Raw genomic sequence first — 14,150 nt, 5'->3', positions numbered from 1 at the left:
TAAACCACTATTTCATCAACAATTCAGTTATTCAACCTGTTACGGCAAGACTTTTGACTGAAACGCGAACTCATCAACAAGATCATGAAAATAAAACACCTTTCAATCATCATCACAATTGCCTGGACATTTCAATACCTGTCAGTTGTAGCAGCCGGTCCATGGACACCTTTAAATGGTCCTTTCGGCTACAATAGTCCACAAACTATCATCCACCATCAGGGAGCCATCTATGCTTCTTCCAATATCAATGGTAGTTCCGGAACCGGTGTATGGAAAACAACAGATGCCGGGAATAGCTGGACCAATGTTTCTTCCGGCTTACCCAAACCTTATGCGAGGGATATCGAAGCATTAGGAAATTTAATCTTCGTTGCCTGTGATACGGGAGTTTATAGCAGCAATAATCAGGGTTTAACGTGGATAGCGGCCGATAACACCTTGCCGGATTTCACAAATGTGTATGAATTGGCGGTGCATCAGGGCGAACTTTATGCTGCCGTATATTTTGGAAGCGGGACTGTAGAATTATATAAGACCGGAAATAACGGCCAAAGCTGGACATTTACAGGCTACTCATTAAGCTTTTCCATTTCTTTGAATCATTTGTTCAGCAGTGGAAATACCTTATGGGCTTCCACATCGGCGGGAGTTTTTAAGTCGATTGACGGAGGTGCCACTTTCAATGCGGCGAGTAATAATATTCCATTCAGTGCAAGTATTACTTCGCTGGTAGCAAAAGGTGACACTGCCTATTGCGGAACATCTAACGGCTGTTACTCTACCACTGACGGCGGACAAATGTGGACACCCCTTTCTATTCCAGCATTAGGGAATCCTATTTATTGTTATAGCTGGGAAATTATAGGTGGTACCGTGTATGCCGGCTTATACAACCACGGTATCTACTCCTCTCCTCTGGGCCAAAGCAACTGGACTGTGTTTGGAAGCGGATACTATGGCTATAGTCTTCCCTGGATGCTCACCAACGATGGCACCAATCTTTTCGCGGCGTCTGTAGAGGGAATTTTCAGTTGTCCGATTGCCGGAGGAAACTGGCTACCGAAAAATGGAAACATCACCAGAGCGAGAACCACGATTGGTTGGGCAGACAATAATCTGGTTCTTGCCGGATCCGGTTTCTACTCCGGCTTAAAAAGAACGCAAAACGGTGGAGCAACATGGACGAATACCAGCATTGTCAATCAACAAGGATTATACAGGAGTGGTATAAAAATCAACAACACGATTATTATACCGTCCAGTTATACGATGTACACTTCTACCGACGACGGACAAACCTGGACCAGTCCGTTCGTCGCACCTATCCCAACAATGACATTGCAAAATATGGCAACGCTATCATTGCTCCATCCGGAAATAATGTGGTTTACAGCGATGATTTAGGACAAAGCTGGAATATCTACAGCTCCGGATTACCGGTGAACGGAACAGTCTACTCTGTGGGAGTGATGGGTGAAAGTGCTTACGCAGGGATAAACAACAGCGTTTACAAGATGGCATATCCGGGAGCACCATGGACGAACTTCAGCCAGGGAATACAAGGAAATGGTTTAATGTCCTCTATTCTAAGCATAGGAAACACACTCGTTGCCAATAGCACATTGGGCATTTACAGGAGAACTATTGAAGATAGTTTATGGCGAAATGTAAATCCGAATGCTCCTGTTATCGATATCATTTATGCGAATGATTTTATATGGTCTGCCGGATACAATGGTGTTTATTTCAGTGATAATCTCGGCAAAACATTTCATCCCTGGAATGATGGATTTCCGGAATATATGGGACAGATAGAAAACCTTTTTGCAGATGGAGATGTCCTCTACGCAGGAAGTCAGGAATTTTCAGCATGGAAAAGAACGATAGAACCGGAAATCACGATTACAAATGCACCTTCATCCAGCGTTTGTACAGGATCGATAATATCTGTTTCAGCCTTGAGTACTGTAGCTTTAAATGCAGGCAACAAATACTACCTGCAGTTATCTGATCGCTTTGGACGTTTTCTAAATCCTGTTATTCTGGACTCCGCAACGAGCATTGCTGCAGCAGTAACGCTAAACGGACTTCTTCCTGATAGTCTGCCAACAGGAACTGAATATAAGGTTAGAATCGTAAGTTCATCTCCTTACTTACTTGCTACTGCCTGCACCAATTACTTTACTATTCTTCAGCGGGCGAATATCAACCTTCAGCCGGCCAATCAAAATGCATGTCAGGGACAGGGAACGGGATTTTATGTTGGAGCGGAGGGCGATTCACTGATTTACCAATGGCAGGTAGATCAGAGTGGGGCGGGTTTTTACACCAATTTAAATAATAATGCAACGTATCAGGATGTAAACAGTCCCTTACTGCTCATTACAAGTCCGACTCCCATTATGAGTGGATACCGGTATCGTTGTCAAATCAGCAACAGTTGCGGAATCACGTTATCAAATTTTGGAACCTTAACAGTAAATGCCATCACGGCAACCGTTACCGGGCAGCCCGTTGCAACTACAGTTTGCAGTGGGCAAGCGGCCTCATTCACACTTACAGCCGCCGGGTCAGGATTAAGCTATCAATGGCAAGTAAATAGCGGGTTTGGGGTATTTAGTACTATTAGTAACGGAAGTCAATATACGGGAGTGAATACCTCCAGCCTCATTGTAAATTTCACTTCAGCAAATATGGATGGATACATTTACCGTTGCAAGATTGGAACCTGTTTGTTCACCGACAGTGTTGCATTAATTGTAAATGGTGAGCCGGTAACGGCGAGTATACTTTCACAGGAACCTTTTTGTGACGGAGGGAGTGCACAATTCAATGTATTTGTTGCGGGTGCAGGAATTAGCTACCAATGGGAAGAAGATAACGGCAGCGGATTTACCCCGGTAATTAACGGAACAAATTATAGCGGAGCTAATGCACCTTTACTTCAAATATCGAATATACCCGCATCTTATAATAATTATTTGTACCGATGCAATATAACAGGCCTTTGTTCTCCGGGCTCAAGTTCCTCTAACAATGGAGAGTTGATATTATCGCCATCACCCACCGTACTTACTCAACCTGTCAGCAGTATTATTTGCGAAGGTGACAGCACCTCTTTCACTGCTATTGGCAGTGGAAGTTTCCTTTACTACAATTGGGAAATGAATACCGGAAACGGATGGGCGCCGGTTCCTCCACTCCCACCCTATTCAGGAGTAAACAGCTCAACACTTCATCTCAGTCAAACTTCAGCATCCATGCAGAACAACCTGTTTCGATGTCGGATGAGTGGATGTGTCACCAGTAATGATGCCAATTTAAATCTACTTCCTGTTCCGGTAGTTGCTGTCAATGATCTCATCATATGTACCCATCAGCTCCCCTATACGCTGAACGGAGCAGTTCCTAACGGCGGTATTTATTACGGAACCGGGATCTACAATAGCATCTTCGATCCCTTTGGAAGCAATACAGGACAATATATTTTCAATTACGTCTACGAATCTCCTAACGGCTGTTCCTCAAGTGCAACCGGCAATATCATGCTTACAAGTTGTACTGATATTGCGGAATCATTTGTTGAAAATAACACCATCAGCCTGTTTCCGAATCCGGCAAAGGAAACTTTAACTCTTTCATTTGGAACCTCTGTAAAATCAGCGTCCCGCATTCAACTCTTCACCTTAGATGGTCGCGTGATGAAGGAAATCATCGTCCCGGCCGGTGAAAACAAAATAGAGATCAATGTTTCCGGTTACCCGGAGGGCCTCTACCTGCTTAAAATAACGAATACCCTCCTTTCAGAAAGCAGGAGATTATTGATCCTTCATTAAGGATCAGAACAAAATTTTGTTTTAGACGTATAAAATTGCCGGCTATTAACAGTGCAGCGTGAATAAGAACATTCGTTTTTAGCCAATCACTTCAAACTGAAACGCAATTTTGTCTTTAAACAAAATGGATTATGGAAATTAAAAAGGATAAGTACTCTATCAAGTATTTCCCTGCTGATATTACAAGGTATGTACAAGAAGGTCAAACTTTTTATTTCTATGCCACAGATACTGTACTCGAAGTCAAAGTCTTTTCGGATAAAATTGTAAGGTTCAGATATGCCCCTGACGGTAGATTTCAACGGGACTTCTCCTACGCCCTTGTCGAGAATTTAACCATACAAAACGCTAACCTTTCCGTATATGAGGATCGACATAAATTCGATCTCATGACAGATCATTTAGTGGTACAGATTTACAAAAAATCTTTGAAAGTTACCATACTCGACCGGAAGTATAATGTAATCAGTGAAGATGAACTTGGTTTTCACTGGCAGCACTACATCAAGAAGGGGGGCAAAATCAACTATTGCTCTAAGAAAATACAGGATGGCGAGGTATTCTTTGGTATGGGCGACAAGCCGATGGAGTTAAATCTGCGCGGAAAGCGGATAGAAAACTATGGCGCCGATACCTATGGCTTTAAAAAAGATCAGGATCCCATTTATAAGAACATTCCGTTTTATCTTGGACTTCACCACGACATCGGCTATGGAATATTCTTTGATAATACCTTCAGAAGCATTTTCGATTTTGGAAAAGAACAATTTGATGTTTGCAGTTTCTGGGCCCGCGGTGGGGAGATGAATTACTATTTCATTTATGGGCCGGAATTGATGAATGTTGTAGAACAATATGCCGGACTTACGGGTACTCCGGAGATGCCACCCATGTGGGCTTTGGGCTATCATCAATGCAAATGGAGTTACTACCCGGAAAAGCAGGTACGTGAAATTGCGCAAGAGTTCCGTGACAGGGGAATTCCCTGTGATGCCATCTACCTAGACATCGACTATATGGAAGGATTCCGCTGCTTCACCTGGAGCAAGGAAGGATTTCCAAAACCGGCCAAGTTAATGGGTGATTTGGCAGAGAAAGGATTTAAAACTATCGTCATTATTGATCCGGGGATTAAAATAGATCCGGAATATTGGGTGTACCAGGAAGGTCTGAAAAACGGATATTTCTGCAAGCGGGCAGATGGTGAATTCATGGAAGGTGATGTTTGGCCCGGTGCCTGTAATTTTCCTGACTATACCAATCCGGAGGTTCGAAGATGGTGGAGTGGTTTGTTCGAAGAGATGATTCGAATGGGTGTGCGAGGAGTATGGAATGATATGAATGAACCGGCTGTGTTCGAGATCGGCACTTTCCCGGAAGACGTACGACATAATTTTGACGGTGATCCCTGCAGTCACCGTAAGGCACATAATATTTACGGCATGCAGATGGCCAGAGCTACTTATGATGGTATCCGGAAGTTCCTTTATCCCAACCGGCCTTTTGTCATCACCCGCTCCTGTTATTCCGGTGCCCAGCGTTTTAGTTCTGTATGGACTGGAGACAATATTGCGACCTGGGAACATCTCTGGATTGCTAATATGCAGATTCAGCGTTTATGCATGTCGGGGATATCTTTTGCAGGATCCGATGTAGGTGGATTCATTGGAAATCCGGATGGTGAGTTATACGTACGTTGGGTGCAGATGGCTACCTTCCATCCCTTCATCAGAACACATTCGGCGGGAAATGATCCCGGTGCCGAGCCTCAGGAGCCATGGTCGTATGGCAGCAAATTTGAATTTATCGCTAAGAAATATATTCTGCTGCGTTATCAACTTCTCCCTTACATCTACACTACTTTCTGGCAGCATTCCACTTATGGAATACCCATGGTCCGTCCGCTCATCATGCATGACCAGACTGACACGGAGTCGCTGTACAGAACCGACCAGTACATGTTTGGAGATAAGATTCTGGTATGTCCGGTGCATCTGCCCGGAGCCGATACACGATTGCTTTATCTCCCCAAAGGGCGATGGTATAATTTCTGGGATGATGAACTGGAAACAGGCGGCAAGGAGATTGAAGTAGATGCGCCGGTGGATACACTCCCACTCTTTGTTAAGGAAGGTTCCGTTATTCCTAATTATCCCAAGATGCAATATGTAGGAGAAATTCCAATTACTGAATTAACCCTACATATCTACTTTACCAAAACTGTTCAGACGAGTCATATCTATGAGGATGCCGGAGATTATTACGGATATCGCAACGGACAATTTAACATTAAAAAATTCGTCGTCACTGTAAAGAGAGGTGTCTTCAAAAGATTCCAAACTGTGAGTGGGAATTTTGAACCCAGCTATGCGCACTATAAAATTATATTACATGGTGTTCCCGAAAATATTAATGAATTTGAAGTGGATGGAAAGACTCACCGTATTACCAAGCGGTACTCGCATTTAGGGGTCATTAAATTTAAAGCAAATGCAAACTTCAAGGAGATTTCTCTAAAGGTATAATTCTTCGAAACCATCTTATAAATCAAAGAGGCTGTCATGAATTCATAACAGCCTCTTTGATTATATATCACAAATAGTGTTATTCAACCACTACTCTTAAAGTACTCTTTCCTTCGTTGCCCTGAACAACCAGCAAATAAACTCCGGAATGATATTCACTCATATTCCAGATCAGATTATTTAGTCCTTCGGCAGCAGCGAATCTATCCGTCCGAACCATACGCCCGGTCATATCCATTAAACTTATGGTATAATTTTCATAAGTTTCAGATTCAAAGGTGATATTCAGGATATCAGTTGCCGGATTAGGATAAGCATCCACCCCAAAGACATTACTGATGGTTTCTTCACCTAATCTTGGACAAACTACAGGGACCACAGTAACTTTCTTATACGGAGAATTACCGCATGCATTTTCACCTCTTACCTTAATGTCTTTAGCAGTTGTTGATGCGTTAAATTTAACATTAATAGAGGTTGTACCCTGACCTGATTGAATCGTGACTGCTGAAGGAACTACCCATTTATAATTGGTTGCACCCGCCAACGGACTGATAGAATACGTTGCATTCGCATTGGTACATACAGATGTTGGTCCGGTTATAGTACCGGGAATGGCAGTTTTTCCTTTAACAGTTTTGGATCTTTCAGTTCCCTGTCCGCAGGCATTTCTTGCAGCAACATACAATGTTCCTGTTGCTCCAAAAGTTGAAGGCCAGGTAATCACTACTAAAGTATCTGTTGTTATCTGCGGTGATGGAAGCCCATTAATTAATGCACCTGCAACTGTTGTTCTCCAACGGTAGCTGGTTGCTCCAAAGGTAGGTTTGATATAATATTCAAAATCCTTTCCGCATAACCCATTTGCTTCTCCGTTTATTGCACCGGCAGTACCGGGTACAGTTGTTTTTCTGCTAATCCGGAATTTGGTTTGTGCAGTACTTTGACCGGCACAATTTGCGCCTCTAACCCGCAGTGTATCTCCCGTATAAGCTGCTCCGAATGTTACAACCACAAACGTATCCGGTGTTATGAAATTAGAAGCAGAGCCGTTAATAGTTGCTCCAACGGGTGGAGTCCAGATATACCAGTCAGCGGAACCAACTCTTGGACAAGAATAAGTAAGCACTTCATTTCTGCAAGCGGCATTAAATCCTTTTATAGAATTCGGAGCCGCAGCAATGGAGGATCTCAATTTAATGTTTTTACAAATCTGCTGGGTACCACAACCGTTGGAAAGGGTTACACAAACATCACCTGCCTGACCTGTTGAAGGCCAATTCGCTGAAATGGCACTCGTTCCCTGACCACTGGCAATAACTACATTCGTTGGTACAGTCCAGGAATAATTTACACCTGCTTGTGAAGGAACAGAGTAGGTTACACCGTTCACAGGGCGGCAAACACCTGTAACCCCTGTCATTGTTTGTTGTATTAAAGGACTTTGGAAAGTAACGATCATGGTATCACGGTCTGCTACACAAGGTCCTGCTCCATCCGGATCATTGGTTGTTAAGAATAAAAGGATAGGTTGTCCGGCAGATATTTCACCAGCGGTTGGGGTATAAGCAACTGTTAAGGAAGTATTATTGGGAGAGAATGTACCTGCTCCTCCTGACCATTGCGCTGAATTAGCTCCTCCTGAAATTGCACCTCCAAGGTTGACGCCACTTCCATTACATGAAGCGCGATCAGGGCCTGCGTTTGCAATGGGAGGATTTGTACAATTGGTACAGGTAATTACAGTAATTAAAGCGGTGTCTGAATTCGAACAACCGGCTCCGGATGTGTAGGTATAGGTAATCACCTTTGTTCCCAATCCTGCAGTAGCCGGATTAAAAATATTATTACTCACACCTGAACCGGAATAAGTTCCACCTCCCGGAGAACCTCCGGTTAATGTGAAAGGACTTGCAGTTAAGCAGGCTGATCCTAATGAATTCAACGTTACGTTTGGTTGCGGATTCACTGTAAAAACCTGATTTGCTGAACCGGTACATCCCGGTGCAAAGGTGACTGTATAGGTGATTGTTTGCGTACCAACGGCTGGATTAAATTTACTACCGGATACGCCTATCCCACTATACACACCACCTGCAGGAGATCCACCGGACATAGTCACTTGTGGGCTATTGGAACAGACAGGAGTAAATGGAGCCTGTGTCACCGTTTGAGGTGTCACTACTGTTACGGTCGCAACTCCGCTTGCTGTGCCATTACAGGCGGCATCGGACATACTCAGCAAGGTATAAGAAGTTGTGGCAGTAGGATTCAGTTGAATGAAATATGGATTTAATGAGGTAGTGACCGGAAAGTTCTGATTAGTTGTATTATTCTTATAGGTGAAATTGAATGGAGGAACACCCGTAAAATTAACAGGTAAGCCGGCCGTTTGCCCTGTACAAACTGATTGATTGGCACCAAAAGTCGCTGTTGGACTTGAACAAATATCCGCAAGACAAATACTAAATGTTCCGGCGGTTAAAGTATCTGACCAAACACGAATGATATAATCTGCCTGTGGATTTAACCCTGTAAAAGTAAAAGTACCATTTGCAGGTGAATAACATCCAATTTCAAAACCACCACATTCAAATAATAATTGTGCTTTTAGTGTGGTAGCAGTTCCGGGAGAAATTGTCATTCGGATATCACCAAAATTTCCGGTATTGAATACGAACCAAACATCACGTTTTGTACCCGCATCGCAAGTAGCTCCATCTGTATTGGGTGTTGCAAAAGATGTACTATGTGTAGTAGCGGAGGAGGGACAAGCCAAGGGAGGATTTACAGTTAATCTGACGGCTGAAATACACTCATCATTTACAGGAGGTAAAGGACAGGCAGTTGCTTTGTAAACACAAAGATTAGCCGTACCCACTGCTGTAGTACTGTAAGTCCAGATACGCACATAATACGTTTGACCCGCTGTGTATTCATTCTGACATAAGCTAATTTCCGGCATTCCACCATTCACATCATCAGAACAGTACAACATATTACCACTACCCGGACAACCATTCCAAACTTCCATTACCCAGTCGTTCACTGTGCCTGCGGTAGTTGTAATTATGAGCTTATTTCCCCCTGAAGGAGCAACGAATTTTAACCATTTATCATCATTTGCACCATTCCCATTAAAATCCGAACATACTGCATTGGGTCCGTTGGATGATACACCACTATTAACAGTTGTAAAACTACATGCACCCAGGTTATTCGCAACACTGATAAGCGTAGCCGTGGCGCAATCTTCTCCGGGGCCACCGGTTGCAAAACTCACCGGACCTACATTAGAGCTATTGCCATTAGCACCACATACTTGCTTTACATAAAACTGATAGTTTGTGGTAGACACTAATCCTGTAACAATCACTCCTGAACTAACATTTGACAATATTGTACCGGAGCCAAGGGCAAAACCGGACAAGCCATATTCCACTGTAAAAGTACCTCCGCCACCGGAACTTGTCCAGGTCAACTGAGCGGAGTTTTGAGTAGCATTAGTGGCTGCAACATTTTGGGGAGCAGGGCATGCGGAAGGAGCGAATTGATAACTTAAACCGGAAGGTGGCAATGTAGAAGTAATTAGTTCACAAGTCGAGGCATTTGAAGTTCCAGCAGTAGAGCTGATCCAGGTATTTACACCATTGACAACACTTCTGTTATTGATATTTGAAGGGAAAGCATTACTGGGACCTCTAAGACCAACCTGTGAAGGGCTGCTGGCAAAGGATCCGCTGCAATTGTATTTAAATTCAACTGCATTACTTGACTCTGAAAATCGCACCTGAAAATTTAATACCGGACCAAAAGTAGCACCACTGGTATTAAAAGTCTTAAAATTTTTCCACTGAATCACAAATGTCCGATTCGGTGAGGAGCCTAGTGTTTGATATCTGATTTCACCTGTTGTAGTAGGAGAACCTGCAAAAAAATACGCATTGAGATTTCTTCCTAACGGTGATGCAGCACCGCTATAAGCTGTAGTAGCCGAAAGTGGGGTATAGCCGGTGGTAGAACCGTTTGCAGAAGGGGCAGTAGTACCAAAGGTGATAAAGCCATTGGTGCTGATCTTACATCCTGTGTAGGCAACACTGTTAAAAGTGAAGCTAAACGGAATTGTTCCTGTAGGTAAATCATAAATTACATCATCCAATGATGCTGCGCCCGTTGTTCCGGTTGCTGTTGCGACGACAGTGCCTCCTGTAATTTCCGAATACGAGCCGGTTGACTGCTGGAAATTGTAGGCACTTACCTGAGAATTAGCCGCTGTTGATGATAATGTTACCATCAGTACAGTCAGCGTAATCCAATTAATTGCTGAGTAAATTTTTCTATTCATTTTGGGTGTGTTTTGTCTAATTGTGTAATCGCCATATAAAACGGCTTAAAAACAAAGATAAGAATCTAAGTCAATTCTCAAAATAAATCGAGGTAAAATATCAAAAAAATGTGGGTGATTCACCTAATCCAATAGGTAAATCACCCTTTTTATCTATTCAGGGTGTTCCGGCTTCTCAATCGGAGCACTTTGAGATGGCGTTCCTGTATTATTTGGTCCTGAACCATTTAGATTTTGTCTTAACATAGCGGCACCCGGAATTGAAAAATCAAAAGTATTACTTCCGGATTGCAATAAAACCGGGTTTTTACTCCATGTTTCAATGATATTTCTTCCCTTTAAAACCAGATAATATGAATTACCTACGAATGAACCGGTGAAGGAAACAGAAAATGTTCCGTTGGTATTCGCTAACTCTGTTCTTGTAGCAACCAGACCATAAGGTGAAATCGGGTTCCGAAGTTCCAGGCGAAAGGTATCTGATTTTGTGGGCAAAAGAGCGGGTTCAACCACAGCATTCATTAAACCACCGCCTATATAATACCCTTCCACGAATGCCTTTATATTAAGTACAGCTCCCGGAGGGTTTCCAACACCAAATGTAGTGGTGCTTTGAGCGGTGCAGGTATTCGAATTAATCAATGTTATAAATCCTGTTGTAGCACCAACGGGAACAACAGCGGTAATCGTTGTAGAATTAACAATAGTAAATGATACGGCGTTCGTCAGATTAAATCGAACGGTAGTCACATTCAATAAACCGCTACCGGTAATGGTAACCGTAGATCCAACAGGTGCCACCGATGGGGTAAATGAAGTAATCGTTGGACCGGGAATAACTGTGATAGGCCGGGAGGCAGTTCTCTGACATCCACTTCCTATACCGTAAGTATAAGTAATGGTATGCGTACCTACGCCTGCCGTGGCACCATTAAATTGATTCCCGCTTACTCCAATTCCTGAATACGATCCACCGACGGGTGACCCACCTGTTAAAGTAATAATCTGATTCGAGCAGACACTGGAAGTAAAAGGTGCCAGCGTTACAGTTGGGGCAGGTACCACATTGACGCTCCCAACACCACCTACTACACCATTACACAAGGGACTTGAAACGGAAACGAGATTATAGAATGTCGTAATAGTGGGTGACACATTAATAAAATGAGGGGTGGTGGAAGTGCTAAAATTAAAATTAGAGATGCCGTCTGTATAGGTAACGTTCCAGGGTGGAAGACCTGTTAAATCCACCCTTAGCTGAGCGACTCCTGTCGAACATATAGTTGAAGATCCGGAAAGTTGAGCAGTAGCATCATCGCAGGCATCCTGAGCACAGACGCTGAATGTCCCCCCTTGCCCATTCGCGGACCAGACTCTTAAAATATAGGGAGCAGAAGGATTCAATCCTGTGATTGTATGGGTTCCGCTAGCGGGGTTAAAACATTGAATTTCAAATTCAGAACAAGAGAATAGCAATTGAGCCCGAAGGTCAGTGGCTGTAATGGCATTAAAGGTAAGTGTAAAAGTTCCAGTAGAGCCCGAATTAAATTTCAGGAAAATATCATTCAATGCCGGACTTCCATCGCAGGTTGGCTGTGCGCCATTGGTACCTCCAACACCGGATGGAGTTGCAAATAAAGTAGAGAAAATCAATTCATTTCCAGGGCAGCTTAACACTGCATTAATCGGGAAAACAGCAGGTGTATCACATATATCATAAGAAGGTGCTATTGGACAAGGTGCATCTTCATAAACACAAAAGGTCATATTTCCAGTGGCTGTTTGACTATATGTCCATAAACGAACGTAATAGGTTTGGCCGGGTGTATATTCATCCTGACAAATCGTATCGGCCGGCATACCTCCGGTGACATCATCCGTACATTTAAAGGCAAAGCCACCTGTTCCTGGACAGGAGTTCCATACTTCCATTACCCAATCACCATTTGTGCCGGCGGTTGTTGTGATCACTATTCTTTTTCCATTCCCCGGAGCAACGAACTTGTACCATCTGTCATCATTCGGAAGATTCCCTCCTAATGCATCAGAACACAGTGAGTTTGGACCATTTTGAGAAATACCACTCGTCACAAAAGTGGGAGAGCAGACTGCCAGATTAGTAGCTACCGGTACCAAAACTGCGTTATCGCAATCTTCAGTAGGGCCACCCGTAGTAAAGTTTTTAGGCCCCGCATAGGTACTTAGTCCATTACCGGTAGGTGTGCAATTACGCTGCACATAATAGTCATAATTTGCACCGGTTGTTAATCCGGTTAAAAGTAAAAATGTATCCGTAGTCACTACAGTAGTACCTGTACCTAATGCAAAACCGGCCGGACCCCACTGCACCGTATATGAAGAACCGGGAAATCCTCCGGGACCGGTTCCTGAATTCCAGCGCAACTTTACAGAAGTGGGCAATGCATCCACCAGTGAAAGACTGGTTGGTGTGGGACATGGAGCCAGGAATCTAAATACGGTTCCACTAACGGGTAGCGTAGCCGAAGTATATAAACAAAAAGAATTATTTATAGGCCCCTGAGTTGTATTTACCCATGGCTGCCCGCTGGCTACTGCTCTGTTGAAAAAAACTGTATTGTTTTGACCTCTTAAACCTACCTGCGCTCCGCCGTTCGGCCATGGGGAACCCACAAAATTACCGTAGATGTATTCAATATTATTTGTTCCTTCTGTTAATCGAATCTGGAAACTGAAGTTAGGGCCTGTTCCCTGCCCTACGGTAGATGTTGGGCGAAAATTATTGTATTCCACCACAAACTTTCGATTCGGACTAACACCGGTTGCACCATAACGAATGCTGGCAATGGTATCAGGATCACCGGAATTTGAAATGCGATAGTTACCGATTAAATCCCGTCCAAATGCTGCCACTGCTCCGGCGTAAGCCGCGGAAGAAGAAATTGGATTTACATTGGTACCAGAAGAAGATGTCGTGCCAAATGTTAAATAACCGTTAGAGTTTACAGAGCAATTCGTATAACCAGAACCGTTATAATAAAACACAAATGGAATCGCTCCAACAGGTAGCGTACTCACATAACTGTTCAATGAAGTGGTATTATTCAGTGAATCAGTAGCGGTGATGAGTGTAGTACCTCCACTCAAGGGCTGATAGGTTTCAGCGGCCACCTGAAAAGTATAATTCAACTGCGCCATTGCGTTTTCCTGAAGCAATGATAAGATGATTATTACGAATAATCTGATGAGTTTTTTTGGGTATTTGTTCTTCATATGCTCTTGTGTGATTCAAGCCGGAGTTTCACCGACAATGCGTAATTTACGATATTTTTTGGAATTGAGAAATATTTATTGGCAAACAATTAAGTTACCTTGGTAAATAAATAAACATCTTTCAAATCAATATATCAAAGTAAAGGGTTACAGATGGAAATAGCAAAAAAAATTATACAGACTTAAATA

4 protein-coding genes are annotated in these 14,150 nt (G+C 43.1%); 2 read left to right on the top strand and 2 right to left on the bottom strand.

Features of this window, described 5'->3' with window-relative positions:
- Positions 1–1,181 precede the first annotated feature (1,181 nt).
- Both IPJ86_06750 and IPJ86_06745 read left to right on the top strand, forming a co-directional pair.
- Positions 1,182–3,839 (top strand): T9SS type A sorting domain-containing protein, encoded by a 2,658-nt coding sequence (locus IPJ86_06750; protein ID MBK7886997.1) that lies wholly within the window; start codon positions 1,182–1,184, stop codon positions 3,837–3,839.
- 131 nt (positions 3,840–3,970) lie between these two features.
- Positions 3,971–6,364, top strand: coding sequence for a glycoside hydrolase family 31 protein (locus tag IPJ86_06745; protein MBK7886996.1), 2,394 nt, complete (start codon positions 3,971–3,973; stop codon positions 6,362–6,364).
- A gap of 79 nt (positions 6,365–6,443) precedes the next feature.
- On the opposite strand, the gene IPJ86_06740 is transcribed toward IPJ86_06745, so the two are convergent.
- On the bottom strand, positions 6,444–10,709 hold the full coding sequence (locus IPJ86_06740) for a T9SS type A sorting domain-containing protein (GenBank protein MBK7886995.1): 4,266 nt from the start codon (positions 10,707–10,709) through the stop codon (positions 6,444–6,446).
- A 153-nt stretch (positions 10,710–10,862) separates the two neighbouring features.
- Entirely contained in the window at positions 10,863–13,961 is a 3,099-nt protein-coding gene (locus IPJ86_06735; GenBank protein MBK7886994.1) for an IPT/TIG domain-containing protein, read from the bottom strand.
- Between the last annotated feature and the right edge of the window lie 189 nt (positions 13,962–14,150).

It is taken from the genome of Bacteroidota bacterium, from assembly GCA_016713925.1.
GTDB lineage: Bacteria > Bacteroidota > Bacteroidia > AKYH767-A > OLB10 > JAJTFW01.
This window is presented reverse-complemented; position numbering and strand designations above follow the sequence as displayed.

What these genes read in the sequence shown, in the direction of transcription:
- IPJ86_06750 (MBK7886997.1), top strand. Translation starts at nt 1,182, where the DNA reads ATGGACGAATACCAGCATTGTCAATCAACAAGGATTATACAGGAGTGG.
- IPJ86_06745 (MBK7886996.1), top strand. Translation starts at nt 3,971, where the DNA reads ATGGAAATTAAAAAGGATAAGTACTCTATCAAGTATTTCCCTGCTGAT.
- IPJ86_06740 (MBK7886995.1), bottom strand. Translation starts at nt 10,709, where the DNA reads ATGAATAGAAAAATTTACTCAGCAATTAATTGGATTACGCTGACTGTA.
- IPJ86_06735 (MBK7886994.1), bottom strand. Translation starts at nt 13,961, where the DNA reads ATGAAGAACAAATACCCAAAAAAACTCATCAGATTATTCGTAATAATC.